Annotated in this window: 21 protein-coding genes; 13 read left to right on the plus strand and 8 right to left on the minus strand. The window is 69.4% G+C overall.

What is annotated here, in order from left to right; translation table 11 throughout:
* Positions 1 to 229 precede the first annotated feature (229 nt).
* Positions 230 to 724, plus strand: coding sequence for a hypothetical protein (locus IG04_RS0141120; RefSeq protein ID WP_030482170.1), 495 nt, complete (start codon positions 230 to 232; stop codon positions 722 to 724).
* Here the strand turns inward: IG04_RS0141120 and IG04_RS0141125 are convergent.
* Together IG04_RS0141125 and IG04_RS0141130 are read right to left on the minus strand one after the other, a co-directional pair.
* A complete protein-coding gene (locus IG04_RS0141125) occupies positions 721 to 1,218 on the minus strand; it encodes a methylated-DNA--[protein]-cysteine S-methyltransferase (RefSeq protein WP_030482171.1) in 498 nt (165 codons plus the stop codon). The two genes, IG04_RS0141120 and IG04_RS0141125, sit on opposite strands and share 4 nt — an antisense overlap.
* On the minus strand, positions 1,215 to 2,501 hold the full coding sequence (locus tag IG04_RS0141130; RefSeq protein ID WP_030482172.1) for a bifunctional transcriptional activator/DNA repair enzyme AdaA: 1,287 nt from the start codon (positions 2,499 to 2,501) through the stop codon (positions 1,215 to 1,217). Before IG04_RS0141130 ends, IG04_RS0141125 begins: the two co-directional genes overlap by 4 nt.
* Before the next feature lie 80 nt (positions 2,502 to 2,581).
* On the opposite strand from IG04_RS0141130, the gene ychF reads away from it, so the two are divergent.
* The 3 genes from ychF to IG04_RS0141145 all read left to right on the plus strand — a co-directional run bounded on the left by ychF (position 2,582) and on the right by IG04_RS0141145 (position 5,465).
* Positions 2,582 to 3,661: a redox-regulated ATPase YchF gene (gene ychF / locus IG04_RS0141135; RefSeq protein ID WP_030482173.1), complete on the plus strand. Its 1,080-nt coding sequence runs from the start codon at positions 2,582 to 2,584 to the stop codon at positions 3,659 to 3,661.
* A 140-nt stretch (positions 3,662 to 3,801) separates the two neighbouring features.
* Positions 3,802 to 3,957 (plus strand): DUF6131 family protein, encoded by a 156-nt coding sequence (locus IG04_RS47485; protein ID WP_090007203.1) that lies wholly within the window; start codon positions 3,802 to 3,804, stop codon positions 3,955 to 3,957.
* Positions 3,958 to 4,256: 299 nt separating this feature from the next.
* Positions 4,257 to 5,465 (plus strand): mannosyltransferase, encoded by a 1,209-nt coding sequence (locus IG04_RS0141145; RefSeq protein WP_051771965.1) that lies wholly within the window; start codon positions 4,257 to 4,259, stop codon positions 5,463 to 5,465.
* 2 nt (positions 5,466 to 5,467) lie between these two features.
* On the opposite strand, the gene IG04_RS0141150 is transcribed toward IG04_RS0141145, so the two are convergent.
* Positions 5,468 to 5,761 carry a 4a-hydroxytetrahydrobiopterin dehydratase gene (locus tag IG04_RS0141150; protein WP_030482175.1) on the minus strand — a complete coding sequence of 98 codons (294 nt, stop codon included), beginning with the start codon at positions 5,759 to 5,761 and terminating at the stop codon, positions 5,468 to 5,470.
* Between the two features lie 138 nt (positions 5,762 to 5,899).
* On the opposite strand from IG04_RS0141150, the gene IG04_RS0141155 reads away from it, so the two are divergent.
* From IG04_RS0141155 to IG04_RS0141170, 4 genes are read left to right on the plus strand one after another with little or no spacing between them, the layout of a single operon-like run.
* A complete protein-coding gene (locus IG04_RS0141155; RefSeq protein ID WP_030482176.1) occupies positions 5,900 to 6,901 on the plus strand; it encodes a thiamine ABC transporter substrate-binding protein in 1,002 nt (333 codons plus the stop codon).
* Entirely contained in the window at positions 6,865 to 8,484 is a 1,620-nt protein-coding gene (locus IG04_RS0141160) for an ABC transporter permease (RefSeq protein ID WP_084402069.1), read from the plus strand. Before IG04_RS0141155 ends, IG04_RS0141160 begins: the two co-directional genes overlap by 37 nt.
* Positions 8,484 to 9,437: an ABC transporter ATP-binding protein gene (locus tag IG04_RS0141165; protein WP_030482178.1), complete on the plus strand. Its 954-nt coding sequence runs from the start codon at positions 8,484 to 8,486 to the stop codon at positions 9,435 to 9,437. The genes IG04_RS0141160 and IG04_RS0141165 overlap by 1 nt, the downstream gene beginning before the upstream one ends.
* A gap of 11 nt (positions 9,438 to 9,448) precedes the next feature.
* Positions 9,449 to 10,207: an SDR family oxidoreductase gene (locus tag IG04_RS0141170; RefSeq protein WP_030482179.1), complete on the plus strand. Its 759-nt coding sequence runs from the start codon at positions 9,449 to 9,451 to the stop codon at positions 10,205 to 10,207.
* Here IG04_RS0141170 and IG04_RS0141175 read toward each other — a convergent pair.
* Genes IG04_RS0141175 through IG04_RS0141185 form a run of 3 tightly spaced genes read right to left on the minus strand, consistent with a single transcriptional unit; the run spans position 10,204 to position 13,087 of the window.
* Entirely contained in the window at positions 10,204 to 11,016 is an 813-nt protein-coding gene (locus IG04_RS0141175; protein WP_030482180.1) for an ABC transporter permease, read from the minus strand. The genes IG04_RS0141170 and IG04_RS0141175 overlap by 4 nt on opposite strands.
* Positions 11,013 to 12,017: an ABC transporter ATP-binding protein gene (locus tag IG04_RS0141180; protein WP_036016988.1), complete on the minus strand. Its 1,005-nt coding sequence runs from the start codon at positions 12,015 to 12,017 to the stop codon at positions 11,013 to 11,015. The genes IG04_RS0141175 and IG04_RS0141180 overlap by 4 nt, the downstream gene beginning before the upstream one ends.
* Entirely contained in the window at positions 12,014 to 13,087 is a 1,074-nt protein-coding gene (locus IG04_RS0141185; protein ID WP_030482182.1) for a LolA family protein, read from the minus strand. The genes IG04_RS0141180 and IG04_RS0141185 overlap by 4 nt, the downstream gene beginning before the upstream one ends.
* Positions 13,088 to 13,254: 167 nt before the next feature.
* Here IG04_RS0141185 and IG04_RS0141190 point away from each other — a divergent pair, with 167 nt between their 5' ends.
* The 3 genes from IG04_RS0141190 to IG04_RS48520 are packed head-to-tail and all read left to right on the plus strand — an operon-like array spanning position 13,255 to position 15,992.
* A complete protein-coding gene (locus IG04_RS0141190) occupies positions 13,255 to 13,956 on the plus strand; it encodes a response regulator transcription factor (protein ID WP_245816658.1) in 702 nt (233 codons plus the stop codon).
* Entirely contained in the window at positions 13,953 to 15,209 is a 1,257-nt protein-coding gene (locus IG04_RS0141195; protein WP_030482184.1) for a sensor histidine kinase, read from the plus strand. Before IG04_RS0141190 ends, IG04_RS0141195 begins: the two co-directional genes overlap by 4 nt.
* Positions 15,210 to 15,218: 9 nt before the next feature.
* Positions 15,219 to 15,992, plus strand: a complete 774-nt coding sequence (locus IG04_RS48520) for a (deoxy)nucleoside triphosphate pyrophosphohydrolase (protein WP_245816657.1) — start codon at positions 15,219 to 15,221, stop codon at positions 15,990 to 15,992.
* Here IG04_RS48520 and trpS read toward each other — a convergent pair.
* Entirely contained in the window at positions 15,985 to 16,908 is a 924-nt protein-coding gene (gene trpS, locus IG04_RS0141205; RefSeq protein ID WP_030482186.1) for a tryptophan--tRNA ligase, read from the minus strand. The two genes, IG04_RS48520 and trpS, sit on opposite strands and share 8 nt — an antisense overlap.
* Positions 16,909 to 17,088: 180 nt before the next feature.
* Between trpS and IG04_RS0141210 the strand changes: the two genes are divergently transcribed.
* Positions 17,089 to 17,391 (plus strand): YciI family protein, encoded by a 303-nt coding sequence (locus IG04_RS0141210; RefSeq protein WP_030482187.1) that lies wholly within the window; start codon positions 17,089 to 17,091, stop codon positions 17,389 to 17,391.
* Between the two features lie 179 nt (positions 17,392 to 17,570).
* Here the strand turns inward: IG04_RS0141210 and IG04_RS47490 are convergent, their stop codons facing one another.
* Positions 17,571 to 17,726, minus strand: a complete 156-nt coding sequence (locus IG04_RS47490) for a hypothetical protein (protein WP_167974072.1) — start codon at positions 17,724 to 17,726, stop codon at positions 17,571 to 17,573.
* Positions 17,727 to 17,892: 166 nt separating this feature from the next.
* Between IG04_RS47490 and typA the strand changes: the two genes are divergently transcribed.
* A complete protein-coding gene (gene typA / locus IG04_RS0141220; protein ID WP_030482189.1) occupies positions 17,893 to 19,788 on the plus strand; it encodes a translational GTPase TypA in 1,896 nt (631 codons plus the stop codon).
* The last annotated feature ends 619 nt before the right edge of the window (positions 19,789 to 20,407 follow it).

Here is a 20,407-nt window from a genome sequence, read left to right on the forward strand (position 1 = left end):
CCGGGCTGAAAAGCGCCCGGCCGTGCCCATGAGGGGAGCATCCCGCCCACTCAAGGTAAAGCCCCAATCGCCGAGTGCGTGGGTCACCACCGCTTGACCGGCAGGGAGAGGTTCACACGCCTCGGCTTCGCCATTGCCGTTGGTGATGGGGCGGCTCGGCTTCGCCTTTGCCCTGGTGTGCACGGTGTCCTGTGTGGACGGGGTCGGTCGGCGGCTCTAACCTCGGTCCGTGCTGTCCCACGTGGAAGTCACCGCCCGCGTCACCGTTACCCCGGCTGCCCACTTCGTGTGGTCGAACCGGCTCGACTTCGTTCATGACTGCCTTGTCTGCCTGCGGGTCGGGCGCGTTGTGCGGTTGCAGCACGGCATGCCGTACGGGCTCTGCACCGGCGACGAGCATCCGGCTCCGATGCGCGTCAGTGCGTTCGATGCCTCCGATCACGGTGCCGAGCGGAGGTTGCGGTGCCGGATCTCGTCGTGGTGGGCGCCGTTCAGCGACCTGGTGGAGCCTGAGGTGCAGGCTTCGGAGCTGACCGCGGAGCCGTGGGTGCAGCTCAACTATCGCGTTGGTTGCCACACGTGCCGGGACAACGGGGTTGGTGAGTGGCTTGGCATCGAGGGGTGCTTGAAGTCCGGCGCGGCTCCGGAGGCTGGCTCTTGTCCCCGGTGCGGGACTGAGCTGGTGTCTGCGGCGGCCGTGCCGGAGATCGATCTTGTCGGTTAGTTCTCGTGGGCCAGCAGCCAGCGCTTGACGTCGAGGCCCCAGCGGAAGCCGCCCATGTTGCCGCCGATGCGGATCACTCGGTGGCAGGGGACGAAGAGGGCCGCGGAGTTGCGGGCGCACGCTGAGGCCGCTGCCCTGATCGCGGCCGGGCGGCCGGAGAGTTCGGCGTACTCGGAGTAGGTGACCGGTTCGCCTGCCTTCACCGTGCGCAGGACGTCCCATGCGTGCTGGAGGAACGGGCCGGACTTCTGGCGGACCTCGATCGTGTCGATCGCCGTCAGGTCACCCTCGTGGTAGGCGATGGTTGCCTTGGTGACGTCGCCCAGGTCCGGTCGCGTGGTGATCTCGGACGGCATCAGGGTGGCGTGGATCTGGGGCGTCAGCAGGGCCAGGTCGGCGGTCCAGCCGCTGGCCAGCACTGCTCCGTCCGGCGCGACGATCGCGGTGAACGGCCCCGCCGGGGTGTCCACAGTGGACGTGTGCGCGACGGTCATGATGTTGCTGCCTTCCTTGTCAGGTGTGCTCCGGCGTAGGAGCGCCACGGCCGCCAGTCCGGGCCGTGGGAAGTCAGGTGTCGTGAGGATCGGGGGAGCACCAGCACGTCCGGTGCGCCCAGCACTCGCATGGCCACCTCGTCGGCCACCGCTGCGCCGGCCAAGGGGGTCAGTTCTTCGGTCAGGTCCTCGATCGAGCGGCCCACGTCCACGACGAGTCTGCCGTTCGCCAGGGCCTCGGCGACGGGGTGGTCTCCGGCCGCGTAGAGGTGGGTGAGGGCGCCGTCGGGGATCTGCAGCGGGACGCCGGTGAACGGGGCCACCAGGCGCAGCAGGGTCTCCGCGCCGTCGACGCTGCCCGCCACGCGGATGCCGGGGGTCTCGCGGACCAGGGGGCCGATGATCGGGTCCGCGCCCAGGAACTCGTCGACGGCCATCGGGTCGGCGTCGAGGTCGAGGAGGCGGCGGACGCGGGAGACGGCCGCGCCCAGGTCCCGCACGTCGGCGAGGCGCAGGGAGCACAGGACGTGGTCGGCCGGGAACGTCAGGCGGACCGTTGCCTCGCCGTGCGGGAGCGACAGCGTCCGGGCGTAGGAGTCGGCGGTCACCTCCTCGACGCCGGGCAACGCGTGCGCCCGGAAGTGGGCGAGCAGGCCCGTGGCGTCGAACGGCGCCCGGTACGGCAGGCGCAGGACGATGCGGCCCGGCGTGCCGACAGGGGCCTTGCCGCGGCCTCGCATGTCGGACGGGGTCGAGGCGAACACCATGCGGATCGTGTCGTTGAACTGGCGCACCGACGCGAAGCCCGCGGCGAACGCGATGTCGGCGAACGGCATTTCGGTGGTCTCGATCAGCAGCCGGGCGGCGTGGGCGCGGTGGGCGCGGGCCAGGGCCAGCGGACCGGCGCCCAGCTCGGCGGTCAGCACGCGGGTGAGGTGGCGTTCCGAGTAGCCGAGCCTTCCGGCCAGGCCCGTCACGCCGTCGCGTTCCACGATGCCGTCGCTGATCAGGCGCATCGCCCGGCCGGCCAGGTCCGCGCGGAGGTTCCACTCGGGGGAGCCGGGCACGGCGTCGGGCAGGCAGCGGCGGCAGGCGCGGAAACCGGCCGACTGGGCCGCGGCGGCCGTCAGGAAGAACTGGCTGTTGCGGCGCTTCGGGGTCACCGCGGGGCACGACGGCCGGCAGTAGATGCCGGTCGTGCGGACCGCGTGGATGAAGCACCCGTCGAAGCGGGCGTCACGTGCGGAGCACACCCGGTACGCGTGTTCTTCGTCAATGACCATGCCATCGATCCTGCCAGCGGGAACGAGCAATAGCTCGCGGAAATCGGACACGACCGTCCCCTGCCGTAGACTCGCTCTCCGTGAGTTTGACCCTCGGTATCGTCGGCCTGCCCAACGTTGGCAAGTCCACCCTGTTCAACGCGCTCACGCGCAACGACGTGCTCGCCGCGAACTACCCGTTCGCGACGATCGAGCCGAACGTGGGCGTCGTGCCGCTGCCGGACGCGCGTCTCTCCAAGCTCGCCGAGATCTTCGGTTCCGAGCGCGAGGTGCCCGCCGTGGTGTCGTTCGTCGACATCGCCGGCATCGTCAAGGGCGCGTCGGAAGGAGAAGGCCTCGGCAACAAGTTCCTCGCGAACATCCGCGAAGCGAACGCGATCTGCCAGGTCATCCGCGTCTTCGACGACCCGGACGTCGTGCACGTCGACGGCCGCGTCGACCCGTCCAGCGACATCGAGACGATCAACACGGAGCTGATCCTCGCCGACCTGCAGACCCTCGAGAAGGCCATTCCGAGGATCGAGAAGGAGGCGCGGATGCAGAAGGACCGCCGCGCCGTCCTGGAGAACGCGAAGAAGGCCAAGGACATCCTCGACGCGGGCCGCACGCTGTTCGCGGCGCAGTCCGAGGTGGACGGCGAACTGCTGCGTGAGCTCTCCCTGCTCACCACCAAGCCGTTCCTCTACGTCTTCAACGCCGACGAGGGCGTGCTGACCGACGACGCCCGCGTGAAGGAACTGCGCGAGCTCGTCGCCCCGGCCGACGCCGTGTTCCTCGACGCCAAGGTCGAGTCGGAGCTGCTCGAACTCGACGAGGAGTCGGCGCTGGAGCTGCTGGAGTCGATCGGCCAGCCGGAGCCGGGCCTGCACTCGCTCGCCCGCGCCGGCTTCCACACCCTCGGCCTGCAGACCTACCTCACGGCGGGCCCGAAGGAGGCGCGCGCCTGGACGATCCCGCAGGGCGCCACCGCCCCGCAGGCCGCCGGCGTGATCCACACGGACTTCGAGAAGGGCTTCATCAAGGCCGAGGTCGTGTCGTTCGACGACCTGGTGGCCTCGGGCTCGAAGGCCGAAGCGAAGGCGGCGGGCAAGGTCCGCATGGAGGGCAAGGACTACGTCATGAACGACGGCGACGTGGTGGAGTTCCGCTTCAACGTCTGACCGTCAAGCTGCTTACGGGCCGTGTTCGATCCGCGGCCCGCCTGCGCCGCTGGCTTGTATCGGTGGCGAATGTATGAAGCGAGGTTTGTACCGACCTCGGCGGGGTAGCCCTAGAACAGGATTCCCCACCTGGAGGTGTCATGATCGTCCTCGGACTGATCCTGCTCGTCGTCGGATGGCTGGCTGGTATCAGCATCCTGACGACGCTTGGCGTGGTGTTGCTGGTGATCGGCGCGATCCTCGCCGTGCTGGGCGCGGTCGGCAAGCCGATCGGCGGCAGGGCGCACTACTTCTAAACGCCGTACCAAAACACCGTTCCCCTTGGAGACGACAAAGAAGAAGGGGCAACCGTCCACAGTGTTCAATCACTGGGGGACGGTTGCCCCTTCTTTATGTCTCACAACGGCTTTACGCGTTGTTCTTGGCGCGTGCGGCAGCGGCGAACACTCCGAACGCGACCCCCAGCATGGCCAGAGCGGCGACAGCGGCAACTACAAGATCAACAGACATGATCAGAAAAACTCCCTCTTGCGATCTCTCCCTTGTTAATGACGCCGGGGTACCCCGTTTCGTTGCCTCGGGTAACGTTTTCGGGGTGAAACTCCGTGCTGTGGAAGCGCGTGTGCTCTCCGTAGCACCGTGGTTGCTCGCGTTGTCGGTCGCCGGCCACCTGTTCATGGTTGCCTTCCAGGCGAAGATGACCATGATCGACCTGCTGGTGTACCGCAACGGGTCGCCGCACCTGTTCTCCGGCGACCTCTACGAGTGGCGGCTCGACCAGTACGCGGATGTGTTCCCGCTGCCGTTCACCTACCCGCCGTTCGCGGCCGCGATCTTCACGCCGATGAGCTGGGTACCGTGGGAGGCGTCCCGCTGGATCTGGCAGCTCATCTGCCTGGGCTGCCTCTACTACATCGTGCGCACCAGCCTGAAGTTGCTGAAGCTGCAGGACCCGCGCCGCGCCATGATGTGGACCGCGCTGACGCTGTGGATCGAGCCGGTCCGCACCACGCTCAACTACGGCCAGATCAACCTGGTGCTGGTCGCGATCCTGATCGGCACGCTCGCCAGCGCACGGAACTGGGTCGGCGGTGCCGGTGTGGGGTTCGCCGCCGGCATCAAGCTCACGCCCGCGATCTCCGGGCTCTACTTCCTGATCCAGCGGCGGTGGATGGCCGCCGTGTGGTCGTTCGTCGCCTTTGTCGCGGTGTACGGCATCGGCTGGGCCATCTCACCGTCCCAGTCGGACAAGTTCTGGTTCCAGCTGCTCGGGGACGCGAGCCGGGTCGGGCCGGTCGGCAGCGCGATCAACCAGTCGTTGCGCGGCGCACTGAGCCGCACGGTCGGGTACGACGTCAAGACCGGGCCGATCTACATCGTCGCCGTGCTCGTCGTGGCCGCGCTGACGTGGTTCGCGGTCAGCAGGACCAAGGACGTGCTGGCGTTGATCGTCAGCGTCCAGATGCTCGGCCTGCTGGTCTCGCCGATCTCGTGGAGCCACCACTGGGTGTGGATGGTGCCCGCCCTCCTGTGGCTGATCTACGAGGGCGGACACCTGCTGTGCAGGATCGCCGCCGGCCTGTGGGTGCTGCTGACCGGCGGTTACCTGATCTCGTTCCTGCTCCTCGCCCAGCCGAACATCTGGGACTTCCCGCGGCCCTGGTACTTCGTGCTGCTCGGATGGGGCTATCCGGCCGCGGGCATGCTCACGCTGGTCGCGATCGGGCTGGCAGCCCGGCGCCGGCGAGACGAGCCGCTGCCCGACGGCGAGGAAGCCGCCGAACCCAGCCGCGTCGTCGGCTGAGGTCAGGCCATTGCGTCCAGGACCCCGTCGATCTCCTCGGCGAGGGACACGTCGAGCGCGGTGATTCCTCCCTTGTAGTGCGTGCTCAGGCGAAATGTCAGTGTCTTGTAGCGGATGTCGATGTCCGGGTGATGGTTGTCGTTCTCCGCGATCTCCGCGATCCGGTTCACGACCATGATCGCGTGGGAGAAGCTCGCCAGCTCCACGGTCCGGACCAGCGCCGCGTCCTGGGCGCTCCAGTCGGGCAGCTTGGGCAGCACGTCGTTCAACTGATCGTCGCTCAACAGCTCGGCCATGTCCTGATCGTCCCACCACGTCACGTAGGCTGCGCGTTTACCACGGGAGTCCGGTGAAGCGCCGGGCTGAGAGGAGGGCTCGCAAGCCCTCGACCGTCCACCTGATCCGGGTCATACCGGCGTAGGGAGAGGTTTGCTGTGAGAAGGATTCTTGCTGCCGTCGTCGCTGCTGTGGCGGTGACCGGTTGTTCGGCCGGCACGTCGACGGCGCCGCAGTCGCACGAGGTCACGCTGGTGACGCACGACTCGTTCGCCGTGAAGCCGGAGGTGCTGGAGGAGTTCCGGAAGTCCTCCGGGATCACCGTGAAGCAGCTCGCGAGCGGTGACGCGGGCGAGCTCACGAACAAGCTGGTGCTCACCAAGTCGAACCCGATCGGTGACGTCGCGTTCGGTGTCGACTCGACGTTCGCCTCGCGGGCTCTGAACGAGGGCGTGTTCGCCGAGTACGCCTCGCCGGAGGCCTCGAAGGGCGCGCAGCGCTACAAGGCCGACGACTCGAACCGCCTGCAGGCCGTCGACGTCGGTGACGTGTGCCTGAACATCGACCCGGCCAAGCTCGGCGGCGTCGAGCCCCAGTCGTACGACGACCTGATCGACCCGAAGTTCAAGGACAAGCTGGTCGTCGAGAACCCGGCCACGTCCTCGCCCGGTCTCGCGTTCCTGCTCGGCACGATCGCCAAGTACGGCGAGAACGGCTGGCAGGAGTACTGGACCAAGCTCAGGGCCAACGGCGTCAAGGTCGTGAGCGGCTGGGAAGAGGCCTACAACCAGGAGTTCTCCGCCACCAAGGGCGACCGGCCGATCGTCGTGTCCTACGCGTCGTCGCCGTCGGCCGAGGGCGGCAGGACCAAGGCCGTGCTGGACACCTGCTACCGCCAGGTCGAGTACGCGGGCGTCCTGTCCGGCGCCAAGAACCCCGAGGACGCGAAGAAGGTCCTCGACTTCCTGCTGGGCGAGAAGTTCCAGGCCCAGGTGGCCGAGCAGATGTACGTCTACCCGTCGCGTGAAGGTGTCGCGCTGCCCGAGTCGTGGGCCAAGGACGCGCCGTTGCCGCCGAACCCGCAGGCACTGCCCGCGGACAAGGTGAGGGACAACCGCGAGGCATGGGTCGAGCAGTGGCGCAAGCTCGTGCAGGGCTGAGTTCCCGTACGGTGTGGTCGGCGGCGGCGCTGCTGCCGCTGGCCTTCCTGGCCCTCTTCTTCGCCTGGCCCGTGCTGGCGATCGTGTCGCTCGGGCTGCGCGAAGGTGGTGTGCTGTCGGCGCTGTCCGACAGCGACACCTGGGAACTCGTCGGCTTCACGCTGGGACAGGCGCTGGCGTCGACGGTCGTGGCGGTCGTCGCCGGGATGCCGCTGGCGTTCGTGCTGGCGCGGTGCCGGATTCGCGGGCTCGGGCTGATCAGAGCCGCCGTGATGGTGCCGTTCGTGCTGCCGACCGTGGTGGTGGGCCTGGCCTTCCGGACGTTCTGGCCGGACGGCGGGGTGCTGCCGATCGTGCTGGCCAACGCGTTCTTCAACGTCGCCGTGGTCGCGCGGACCGTCGGTGGGCTGTGGGCGCACACGGATCGACGCGCTGAGGACGCGGCCCGGGCTCTGGGTGCTTCGCGTCCGCGCGCGTTCCTGTCGGTGGTGCTGCCCGCCCTGGCGCCGGCGATCGGGTCGGCCGCGGCGGTCGTGTTCCTGTTCTGCGCCACCAGTTTCGGTGTCGTGCTGGTGCTGGGCGGGTCGAAGTACCGGACGCTGGAGACCGAGATCTACCTGCGCACGGTCGAGCTGTTCGACCTGTCCGGGGCGGCGGCGTTGTCGTTGCTGCAGTTCGCCGCCGTGCTGGCGGTGCTGGTGCTGGGCGCGCTGGCCCGGCGCCGGCGGGAAACCGCGCTGGCGTTGCGGAACAGGGAAGAGCTGGCGCGACGGCCGTCCGGCGGCGAGTGGTACGTGGTCCTCGCCGCGTTCGCCGTCGTGGTGGCGTTGCTGACGCCCGTCGTCGGGCTGGTGACGCGCTCACTGTCCACAAGAGACGGCTGGAGTTTCGCCGGGTACGTGGCGCTGAATACGCGCGGCGACCGCGGCACGCTGGCGGTCACCGGCATCGACGCCGCGGTGAACTCGCTGCGGACGGCCTTCGACGCCACCCTGGTCGCGCTGGTGGTCGGGGTGTTCTCGGCCGTCGTGCTGGTCGGGTTGCGGCGGTCGGGCGCCCGCTTCGCCGAGGTGCTGGACACCGCGTTGATGCTGCCGCTCGGCGTGTCCGCGGTGACGGTCGGCTTCGGGTACCTGATCACGATGGACGCGCTGCCGGGCGATTTCCGCACGTCGCCGCTGCTGGTGCCGCTGGCGCAGGCGCTGGTGGTGACGCCGTTGATCGTGCGGATGGTGCTGCCGGTGCTGAGGGCCGTCGACGAACGGCTGCGGCAGGCGGCGGCGACGCTGGGCGCCTCGCCGTCGCGGGTGTGGCGTGAGGTGGACCTTCCGCTGGTCGGGCGGTCCCTGGTGGCGGCGGCCGGGTTCGGGTTCGTCGTGGCGCTGGGGGAGTTCGGGGCCACGAGCTTCCTGGCCAGGCCGGACGCGCCGACGTTGCCGGTGGTGATCGCGCGGCTGATGTCGCGGCCGGGGGAGTTGAACAGCCAGATGGCCTACGCGGCGTGCGCGCTGCTGATGGTCGTGACGGTCGGGTGCGTGCTGCTGATCGAGCGGTTGCGCGTGCCGAGCAGCGGGGAGTTCTGATGGCACTGGAACTGGACTCGATCACCGTCCGCTATGGACAGATGGCCGCGGTGTCGGACGTGTCGCTTTCGGTGGCGGACGGCGAGGTCGTGGCGCTGCTCGGGCCGTCGGGATGCGGCAAGTCGACGTTGCTGCGCACGGTGGCCGGGCTGGAGAAGCCCACCTCGGGATCTGTCTCCTGGGACACCACCGATCTGACCGGCGTCCCGGTGCACCGGCGCGAGTTCGGGCTGGTCTTCCAGGACGGGCAGCTGTTCCCGCACCGGACGGTCGCCGGGAACGTGGCGTTCGGCCTGCGGATGAAGAAGGTCGAGCGCGAGGCGCGGGACAAGCGTGTGCTGTCGCTGCTGGAGCTGGTCGGGCTCGAAGGTTATGCCGATCGCCGGGTGACGCAGCTGTCCGGCGGCGAGCAGCAACGGGTGGCGCTGGCGCGGGCCCTGGCTCCCTCGCCCCGGTTGTTGCTGCTGGACGAGCCGCTGTCGGCGCTGGACAGGGCGTTGCGCGAACAGCTCGCGGTCGACCTCGCGCGGTTGCTGCGCGAGGCCGCGACCACGGCTCTGGTCGTGACGCACGACCACGACGAGGCCTTCACGCTGGCCGACCGGGTGGCGATCATGTCGCGCGGCCGGATCGTCCAGGTCGGCCCGCCGGCCGAGGTGTGGTCGTCGCCCGTGGACGTGGAGACCGCGAAGTTCCTGGGCTGCAACAAGTTCGTACCCGGCTCGTTCGTCGGGCTGGACGTGGAACGGGTCGGGCTGCGGGCCACGGCGCTGCGGGTCGACTCCGACGGGCTGATCGAGGGCACGGTGGTGGAGCGGGTCCATCGGCGCGATCACGTGCGGCTGCTCGTGGAGATCGACGGCGAGGAGTACGAGGCCGTGGGGCCGATGACCGAGATCGGGGACCGGGTCCGGCTCGAAATTGACTTGGACGGGGTCGCCCGCATCGGTTAGCTGTGGGTCCTATGGGATCTCTCGAAGGACGGGTCGCGCTCGTCACGGGCGTGAGCAGGCGGCAGGGCATCGGGTACGCGATCGCGCAACGGCTGGCGGGGCTGGGCGCGGATCTGTTCGTGCAGCACCACGTCGCGCATGACGCCGAGCGGCCGTGGGGCGCTGATTCGATCGAGGACGTCATCGCGGGCATCGGCGGCCGCGTCGAGCACGCCGGTGCCGATCTCGCTCTGCCGGACGCGCCCGACCGGCTGATGGCGGCCGCGGTCGAGGCTTACGGGCGTGTCGACGTGCTGGTGTGCAACCACGCGAGCAGCGGGCCGGACGGCGCGCTGGGTGAACTGGACGCGGAGAAGATCGACGCGCACTACGCGGTGAACACGCGGTCGTCGATCCTGTTGACGCAAGCGTTTGCCCGCCAGCACGACGGAGCGCCGGGCGGACGTGTCGTGTTCATGACGTCCGGGCAGAACCTCGGGCCGATGCCGGGTGAGATCGCCTACGCGGCGTCGAAGGGCGCGCTGGTGGGCATCATGCCGACGCTGTCGCACCAGCTGATCAGGCAGGGGATCACCGTCAACGCGGTGAACCCCGGCCCGACCGACACCGGCTACGCCGGCGAGGAGACGAGGGAGTGGGTGCGCGAACGCATGCCACTCGGCCGCTGGGGTCAGCCGGACGACGCCGCCCGGCTGATCTCCTGGCTCTGCACCGACGACGCTGAGTGGATCACCGGTCAGGTGATCAACAGCGAGGGCGGGTTTCGCTAGCTGTCCTTCGTGACCAGGCGGATTGCCGCCAGGCCCGTGCCGATCAACAGGTAGCACCCGGCGAGCAGCGTGCTGTCGCCGATCTGCCCGAGCGGGATCGGATCGCGCATCACGTCGATCAGCCCCGGGAAGCCCGTCGTGATCAGGAACGGGTGCAGCCAGTCCAGCGAGGTGAACTGCCCCAGCACCTGGAACACGATGATCGTCGTCATCGTCGCCGCCTGCACCACCAGTGGGTGCTCGGTGGTCGACGAGACGGCGAGGGCCACGGCGCCGATCGCCACCATCTGGAACGTCACCAGCAGGATGAACAAACCGATGCGCGCCAGGCCCTCTGCGGTCGAGAGCGTGGTGCCGGACAGCGTCATCATGCCGTCGGTGCCGAGGAACGCCGTGCCCGCGATGATGCCGACGACGGCCATCAGCGTGACGGCGAACAGCGACATCGCGGTGAGGCCGAAGAGCTTCACGAACAGCAGCCGCACGCGTGACACCGGTGCGACCAGCAGGCCGCGCAACGTGCCGTGCTGGGCCTCGCCCGCGAGTCCGTCCGCCGCCCAGATCGACGCCACCAGCGGTAGCAACAGGTTGAGCGACAGGAACAACGTGAAGATCGGCACGACCATGCCGTTGCCCTGCAGGATGGCGCCGAGCCCGGGAGGCCCGCCGCCGCTCTCACCGTCGTCGCTCGCGGTCCAGATGCCGAAGCTGATGAGGATCGGGACGAGCATCAGGCCGAACAACCCGATGAGGGTCCGCGGCCGGCGCAGCATCCAGCGCACCTCGGAACCGAACTGCCGCGTGATCATCGCCGTCCCCCGTCCAGAGTGTCCACAGCGGACATTCCGCGCTCGGCCTCCTCGGCCTCGGTGAGCCGTGCGAACAGCTCCTCCAGGCCGGTCTTCCAGCGTGTCGCCTCGAAGACGCGGGCGCCGCCCTGGACGAGCGTCTCGATCACCTGCGGCGCGCTCGTCCCGGCGAGCTCGACCCGAAGGCCCTCGCCGAGCGGGCGGGCGGAGATCTTGGCCTGGCGGAGAGCGCTCAACGCCGTCTCGACGTCCGGGGTGATCACCTGGAGCGCCGAACCGCCCGCCTGCAGCAGTTCGGTCAGTTCTCCCTGTGCCACCACGGTGCCGCGGTGCAGCACCGCGACGTGCGTGCAGGTCGCCTCGACCTCGCTCAGCAGGTGGCTGGAGACGAGGACGGTGCTGCCGGCCGCGTGCAGGTCCGCGATGATCTTGCGGATCTCCCGCGTGCCCGCCGGGTCGAGGCCGTTGGTCGGCTCGTCGAGGACGACGAGCCTGCGCGGCACGAGCAACGCCGCGGCCAGGCCGAGACGTTGCTTCATGCCGAGCGAGTAACCCCGGTACCTGCGGTGGGCCGCCTGGGCGAGCCCGACGCGTTCGATGGCGTCCTCGACTGCCTGCTTGATCTCCTTGCGAGGCAGCAGAGGCTCGAACGCGGCACACCTGACGAGGTTCTCCCGTCCACTGAGGAACGGATGGAACCCCGGACCCTCGACCAGCGCGCCCACGTGCGGCAGCGCCTGCTCGGCTCCCTCTGGCAGCGGCTTTCCGAGCAGTTCGATCTCCCCCTGCGTGGGGCGGACCAACCCGAGCAGCATCCGGATCGTGGTCGTCTTGCCGGACCCGTTGGGTCCGAGCATGCCGAGCACGGCACCTTCCGGCAGCTCCAGGTCGACGCGGTCCACGGCGACCGTGCTCCCGTACTCCTTGCGCAGACCTTTGGTCCGCGCGGCGACAGCTGTCTTGCTGAGCGCTGTCGCCGGCGCGCTGGTCGAGGTGGTCACTTCACCTGTCCGATCGTGTCGAACAGGACCTGCTCGGGCACGGCACCCGCGACGACACGGCCGTCGTCCGCGATCAGGATCGTGGCGACCTTCGTGTTGAAGATCTGGCCGCTACCCCAGGCACCGCTGACCTTCTTGGTGAACTTGTCGACCAGGCCCTGAGCCTCGGCGGGAACCTGGGTCATGGCCTCGGCCGGAATGCGTGCGCCGACGACCGTGTCCCAGCCCGTGCCGAAGATCTGCGGGTCCTTGCCCTGCAACGCCTGCTCCAGGCCGAGCTCCGGTCCGCGGTCGCGGTCCTTCTGCTCCTTGGCCTCCGGCGTGGTGACCTTGGCCTGGGCCGGCGGCGTGAACTCGAAGAGCTTCGGGTCCTGCGCGCCGACGTTGATCTCGCTGAAGCCGACCGTGCCCGCGGGCTCGCTCGCCCCGTTGGTCAGCACGGCCACGCGCAACGGCATCTTCAGCTCGGCGTCGACCGCGATCCGCACCTCGCGGATCAGGGTCTTCTCGCTGGCCTTGGGGGTCAGCACGAGCTCGTAGGCGGCACGGTTCGCGACTCGCGCGGTGCCGTCGACGCTGATGTCGCTGAACTCCTTGGTCATGCCGACGACCTGCTTGGCCGCGGTGGCCGGGTCGACCGACTGGGCCTTCTGCTCGTCCGGCTTCGGCTGGTCCGCCTTGTGCTCGGCCTTGGTGACCTCGTTGTCCGCGGAGTTCCAAGACCACGTGGTCTTGCCGTCGTTCACGATGGTCTGCTCGGACTGGCCGTTAGGCAGGGCGGCGCGGAACTTGCCGTTGCCGTCCGTCCAGATCCGCGCGCTGTGCTTGCCGTCGGCGAGCTGCGGGATCTCGGCGAGCGACGGCAGGCCGAGCTTGTTGTCGACCTCCACGGTCCCGCCGAAAGCACCCGGCTTGCTCGTCAGCACCTGTTCGACGAGTGACTCCGCGGACACGTCCGGGAGTGATGGCGGCTGGCCCGCACCCGCTGGCATGGCGGCAAGGCTGAGCCCTGCCATACCGGTGATCACACCGGCCGCCGCAGCGGCCAGGGTCACCTTTCGCTTGTTCATCAGTTGTCCCCTCCTCCAAGGGCTTGTACCCATAGCTTGGTGGTGGGTTGCTGAGATGGTGCTGAGACTACTCCCACCTGCGGTTTTGTGCCTGTTCCCAGGTGTTTCCTGAGAGTCGGCTGAGATCTTGTGCGCAGCTGAGAGCCGCGCGCGGCATGCTGTGACCCGTGAAGCCTCGAGTGCTGGTCGTGGACGACGAAGTCGGCGTGCGCCGGGCTTTGGAGCGTGGCCTTTCGGCCGAGGGCATGGAGGTCGTCACCGCCTCCGACGGGCCCACGGCGTTGCGGGTCGCGTTGACCGGGGCCTTCGACGTGGTGTTGCTCGACATCATGCTGCCCGGGCTGTCGGGCTACCGCGTGCTGCAGCGCATGCGCGCCGACGGGGTGCGGACGCCCGTGCTGATGGTGTCGGCGAAGGACGGGGAGGTCGACCAGGCGGACGGGCTGGACCTAGGCGCCGACGGCTACCTGGTCAAGCCGTTCAGCTTTGTCGTGCTGGTGGCCCAGGTCAGGGCGTTGCTGCGACGGGGTGGCGGGGCGCGCCGGAGGCTGACGCTGGGGCACCTGGTCATCGACCGCGGGTTGCGCGAGGTCAGCTGGGGCGGGCACGACGTGTCGCTGTCGCCACGCGAGTACGCGGTGCTCGACGTGCTGGCGTCGCGGGCGGGGTCCGTGGTGACCAAGGACGAGCTGCTGCGGACCGTCTGGGGAGACGAGCAGGCCGCGACCAGGAACGCCGTCGAGGTCTACGTCGGATACCTCCGGCGCAAGCTGGAAGCCGTGGGGGCCGGCGAGGTCGTGCGGACCATCCGCGGGCATGGGTACATCGCGTCCACGCCGGACCTGGACAACGCGCTGGGCAACAAGTGAGTCCTGGCTGGTGGTTGCGGCGCACGCTGCGCTTCCGCATCACCGTCGTGGCCACCGGGGTCGCGTTGCTGTGCCTGCTCGCGTTCACCGGGCTGGCGCCCGCGCTGATCGGGCTGATCCAGATCACCGCGGTCGACCAGGCGCTGGAGAAGTCGCCGCCTCGGGTGCTCGACGTGGCCGGCGTGCCGGTGGACGGCAAGCCGCCGCTTCCGCTGACCGCGCAGGACATCCGGGCCCTGCGATCCGGGGAGCCCGTGCTGCGGCTGGAGGGGGAGTCCGCGCACCGGTTCCGCGGGCAGGTGGTGTTCTCCGGGGACGGGACCCCCCGGCTGGAGGTCTACGCGAGCACGTTGCTCGGGTACGGGAAGGCCAACACGCTCGGCTCGCGCTGGCTGGCCGTCGCGGCGGTGCTGGTGGCCGGGCTGGTGGGGATCGCGACGTGGCTGTCGGTGCGCTCGTCGTTGCGGCCGGTCGAACGGATGCGGGTCGCGGCGGGGGAGCTGCCGCACGGCGAACGGCTGCCGGTGCCGCCGTCGCGCGACGAGCTGCAGGCGCTGGCCGAGGCGTTGAACGCGTTGCTGGCCCGGCGGGACGAGGCCTCGGACCGGTTGCGGCGGTTCACCGGGGACGCGGCGCACGAGCTGAGGTCGCCGGTCGCGTCCGTGCGGGCGCAGGCCGAAGTCGCGGTGGCGCACCCGGATCCCGACTTCTCCATCGAGGTGCTGGAGTCGGTCGTCGAGGAGTCGATCCGGCTCAGCGCTCTGGTGGAGTCGTTGCTGATCCTGGCCCGCGCGGACACGGCGGCGCCGCCGCGCGCCGAGGCCGTGGACCTGGTGCTGGAGGCCGAGGCGGCGATCTCCCGGCTGGACACGGAGCTGCTGGTGCGGCTGACCGCCCCGCCGTCGGCGTGCCTGGTGTCGGCCAGGCGCTCCGAGGTGGAGCTGGTGCTGGACAACCTGCTGCGCAACGCCGCCCGGTACGCGTACTCGACGATCACGCTCACGCTGGTGCCGGTCGGGCGGGACGTGCGGCTGCTCGTGGACGACGACGGCCACGGCATCCCCGCCGAGCACCGCGCGAAGGTGTTCGACCGGTTCTACCGGGTGGAGGAGGACCGCGGCCGCCGGTCCGGAGGGTTCGGTCTCGGGCTGGCCCTGGTGTCGCACCTGGTGCAACGGCGGGGCGGGACGGTCCGGGCCTTGGAGTCACCTGCCGGTGGTGCGCGTTTGGAGATCCGCTGGCCGTCCTGGTAGCAAGCTCTGGTGCCAGAGTTGCGAGCGTCGGCGCTGGTCGACGCGCCTGTCCCCGTTGTCGCGGGTGCCCTGCTGGACACCTCGCTGATCACGGCGTTCGGGGTGGGGGTCCCGGGACCGTTGCTGTGCCTGGGAGACGTGCTCACCGGGCCGTTCGGGGTGCGGCTGACGGTCACGCGCGCTGATCTGTCCGGTGTGTCCGCCGCCGGTGATTTCCTGGAGCTGCACACGGACCTCGTGGCGACCGGCGCCGGGACGATGGTGGTCGACCGGGTCTCGTGGACCTCGGTGCGCGGTGTCGTCGGCCGGTTCGCGGACGTGACGGTCGGGCGCGGGATGGCGCTGCGGGTGCTGGAGAAGCGCTCGGCGTCGCTCGCCCGGCGGTGCGAGGAGCTGCGCGCGGCCAGGGTCGTGGTGGGCGCGGCGATCGTCCGGGATGGACGGTTGCTGGCGCAGCAGCGATCCTACCCCGAAAGCCATGCGGGGCAGTGGGAACTGCCCGGCGGACGGGTCGAGCCGGGCGAGAAGCCCGCGGACGCGTTGGTGCGCGAGTGCGTGGAAGAGCTGGGTGTTTCCGTTGTCGTCGGCGAGCAGGTCGGGCCGGACGTGCCGTTGAAGAAGGACATGGTGCTGCGGATCTTCTCGGCGGAACTCGCCGACGGTGAGCCGGAAGCGTTGGAGCACAACGCTGTCCGGTGGCTCACCGCCGGCGAGCTGCCCGGCCTGGACTGGCTGCCCGCCGACCGCGTGCTGGTGCCGGCCCTTCAGGTACTCCTCAACTGAGCCCGGACAGGCGCAGGGCCGCGTTCAGCCGGTGCTGGGCGCGCTCACGGGCCCGTTCCGCGCCGGACGCCCTGATCCGGTCCAGCTCGGCGGGGTCGGCGAGGAGCTCCAGCGTGCGGTCGCGCACGGGACGGAGCTCCTCGATCACCGCTTCGGCCACGACGTTCTTGAGGTCGGCGAACCTGCTCGTGTAGTCCTCGGGGTCCTTGCCGGTGCAGGAGGCCAGGATCTCGGTCAGGTTCGCGATGCCCTCGGTGGACGACACGGCCCTGCGGACCTTGCGCCGCACCAGGTCCGGGTCGTCGAGCACGAAGACGACGCCCGCGGAGTTCTGCGCCGACTTGTCCATCTTGCGCGCCGGGTCCGAGAGGTCCTTGATGCGCGCCCCCACCTTCGGCACCACCGCGGTCGGCACGATGAACGCGTCGCCGTAGGCGTGGTTGAACCGCCGGGCGAGCGCGCGGGCCAGTTCGACGTGCTGGAGCTGGTCCTCGCCGACCGGTACCTCCGCGGTGCCCTGCAGCAGGATGTCCGCCGCCATCAGCACCGGATAGGTCAGCAGGCTCAGCCGCACCGACTCGCGGCCGAGCGACTTCTCCTTGAACTGGATCATCCGCGCGGCCTCTCCGTAGGTGCAGGTGCACTCCAGCACCCAGTTCAGCGCCCCCAGCTCGCGGATCAGATCGCTCTGCACACACACGCTGGCAGGGGCGATACCGGACGCGATGAGCACCGCGAGCTGCTCACGCGTCATGGATCGCAGCCGTTGCGGGTTGTGCGACGACGTCATCGCGTGCAGGTCGCTGATGAAGTACACGTCCTCGTCGGTGCCCTCACGGGCCCACGTGCGCAGCGCGCCGAGGTAGTTGCCCAGGTGCACCTGGCCGGAGGGCGTGATGGCGGAGAGCCGGATCATGATGTTGGTCCTTTCGTGAAGGACCGCCCCGACGAAACGCACAAAAAAGCCGCCCGTCGCGGGCGGCTCGTGTTGCGTCAGTGGTGAACTCTGCGCACAGCTACTCCGGCCGCCTGAAAGCGGCCCACCAGAAGGCGTTCATCGTGCGCACGATCATGAGTATAGGTCTACCGTCAACGTATGTTCATCGTGCTGCTGAAGTACGCCGCGCCACTGGAACAGATCGACTACGCCCTGCCCGACCACCGAGCCTGGGTCGAGAAGCAGTACGAGCGAGGTCTCTTCCTCGCCTCGGGGCGTCAGGTACCGAGGACGGGTGGCGTGATCATCACGCGGCCCATGCCCCGGGGCAAGCTCGAAGCGCTGCTCGCCACGGACCCGTGGGCCGAGCAGAAACTGGTGAAGTACGAGATCTGCGAGTTCGAGGCGACGCGAACGGCACCCGAGCTCCTGAAGCTGAACGAGGCCGTGCTGCAGAGCTAGGCCTTGGGTTCGGCCAGCCACTCGATCGCCGCGCCGGGCGATCGGGGTGTCGCCCTGTGTCCTGGACGTGTTCAGTGAGCTTCGACACCTGACGCGGGCCGCCCAGGCGTCGTTCGCCGGTCGAGCGCTGCTGGAGAAGGCCTGGCGCCGTGCCCGCGTACGGCGGCACCCAGAGGGCCTCAGGCGGCCTTCTTCAGGGCCTTCTTGGCTGCCTTCTCAGCCTTCTTCGCCGCCTTCTTCCTGGCCTTGTCACGCTCCTTGAGCAGGAACGGAACCGGGCAGCGCTTGCACTGGGGCTTCGACCGGCAGCACTTCTTCTTGAGCTTTTTGCCCACTGGTTGAACTCCACTCCGACACGTGTCGCTAGAGTAGGTGAGGCTCAGTTCACTGGCACTCTTGTGTGGTAATGGCGACGCAGCCGGTAGTATCAGCAATGGCCCTGCGCATCGAAGTGTCCGGCGCGAGCCCCTCCAACGCCTTCGAAGCTCATAGGAGTTCTGCGTGCCCACGGCCACCGTGTCTGTCCTTCAGACGCGAACTGACCTGCGAAATGTCGCGATCGTCGCGCACGTCGACCACGGTAAGACCACCCTGGTCGATGCAATGCTGCGCCAGTCTGGCGCCTTCTCCGCGCGTGCCGAGCTCGTCGACCGGGTCATGGACTCGGGCGAGCTCGAGCGGGAGAAGGGCATCACGATCCTCGCCAAGAACACGGCTGTGCGCAGGCACACGCCGGACGGCGACGTGATCATCAACGTGGTCGACACCCCCGGCCACGCCGACTTCGGCGGCGAGGTCGAGCGTGCGCTGTCGATGGTCGACGGTGTCGTCCTGCTGGTCGACGCGTCCGAGGGCCCGCTGCCCCAGACGCGCTTCGTGCTGCGCAAGACGCTCGCGGCCGGCCTGCCGGTGATCCTGCTGGTCAACAAGGTCGACCGCCCCGACGCCCGGATCTCCGAGGTCGTCGAGGAAGCCCACGACCTGCTGCTCGACCTCGCGACCGAGGTGGGCGCCGACGAGTCCGTGCTGGACCTGCCGGTCGTCTTCGCCTCGGCGCGCGCCGGTCGCGCGTCGCTGAACCAGCCCGAGGACGGCGGCCAGCCGGACGAGGAGAACCTGGACGTCCTGTTCCAGGTGCTGCTCGACCACATCCCCGCCCCTCACGTCGACGTCGACGGCCCGCTGCAGGCGCTCGTCACGAACCTCGACGCCTCGACGTTCCTCGGCCGTATCGCGCTGTGCCGCATCCACCGGGGCACGATGCGCAAGGGCGAGACTGTCGCCTGGTGCCGCGAGGACGGTGAGCCGATCAAGGTCCGCATCACCGAGCTCCTCATCGCCGAGGCGCTGGACCGCGTCCCGGCCGAGTTCGCTCGTGCGGGTGACCTGGTCGCCATCGCCGGCATCTCGGAAATCACCATCGGTGACACGCTGGCCGACGCCGAGACCCCCGAGGCGCTGCCCCGGATCACGGTCGACAAGCCGGCCATCTCGATGACCGTCGGTGTGAACACCTCGCCCCTGGCGGGTCGCAACGGCGGCACCAAGCTCACGGCTCGCGTGCTCAAGGCGCGTCTCGACGCCGAACTCGTCGGCAACGTGTCCGTGAAGGTGCTCCCGACCGAGCGCCCGGACACCTGGGAGGTGCAGGGCCGCGGTGAGCTGGCGCTGGCCATCCTGGTCGAGCAGATGCGCCGCGAGGGCTTCGAGCTGACCGTGGGCAAGCCCCAGGTCGTCACGCACACCGTCGACGGCAAGATCCACGAGCCGTTCGAGCGCCTGTCCGTCGACTGCCCCGAGGAGCACCTCGGCGCCGTCACGCAGCTGCTGGCGAACCGCAAGGGCCGCATGGAGAACATGTCGGGCCACGGCACCGGCCGCATCAAGCTCGACTACGTGGTCCCGTCACGAGGCCTCATCGGCTTCCGCACGGAGTTCCTCACCGAGACCCGCGGCACCGGCATCGCCAACGCCGTCTCCGAGGGCTACGCCCCGTGGGCGGGCGAGATCCGCACCCGCCACAACGGCTCCCTGGTAGCCGACCGCACCGGCTCCATCACCGCCTACGCGATGATCCAGCTGGCCGACCGAGGCACCTTCTTCGTGGAGCCGGGCGCCGACGCCTACGAGGGCATGGTCGTGGGCGAGAACCCGCGCGCCGAGGACCTCGACGTCAACATCACCCGCGAGAAGAAGCTCACGAACATGCGCTCCTCCACGGCAGACGTGATGGAGACCCTCGCCCGCCCCCGCAAGCTCTCGCTGGAAGAGGCGCTGGAGTTCTGCGCCTCCGACGAGTGCGTGGAGGTGGCCCCGGAGGTCATCCGCGTCCGCAAGGTGACCCTGGACGCGAACCTGCGCGGCCGCGAGCGCTCACGCCTCAAGGCGCGCGGCTGACACCAGCACTGACGTAACGCCTGACAGGGGCGGCCGTGCCAATGGCCCGGCCGCCCTTCGTCGTGTCCGGGTACTGCCAGGGGGCAGGACGGGCCGCGCCGGAGGAGTGACCCGAGCCGGACGAGGCGAGCGCCTGGCGGACGAGGCCGAGGCGTGAGCCGGGACGGCGCCTGGCAGGAACGGCCTGAAGGCAGGGCTGAGGGCGGCCTGGACGACGGGAATGACCGAGGGCGGGGTGGGGCTGGCGCTGACCAAAGAGCGGCCAGAGCCAGGCCCTGGGCCGCGGCGTGGCGGGACTCAAGCCGCGCGCGCAGGGCGACGGCGAAGCCGAGCCACCCTGCCGCCAGAGGCAACGCCGAAGGCAAGCCACCCTGCCGCCCAACGCAACGGCGAAGCCGAGGCGTCCCTCCGCACCAAACGGGCAACGGCGAAGCCAAGCCGCCCTTTCCGCCAACGGCAATGGCGAAGCCGAGGCGTGTGAACCTCTCCCTGCTGGTCAAGCGGTGGTGACGCACGCACTTGGCGATTGGGGCTTTACCTTGAGTGGGCGGGATGCTCCCCTCATGGGCACGGCCGGGCGCTTTTCAGCCCGGCCTTTTCCGGCCGTCAAGCATCCCGC

It is taken from the genome of Lentzea albidocapillata, from assembly GCF_000719115.1.
Classification (GTDB): domain Bacteria; phylum Actinomycetota; class Actinomycetes; order Mycobacteriales; family Pseudonocardiaceae; genus Lentzea; species Lentzea albidocapillata.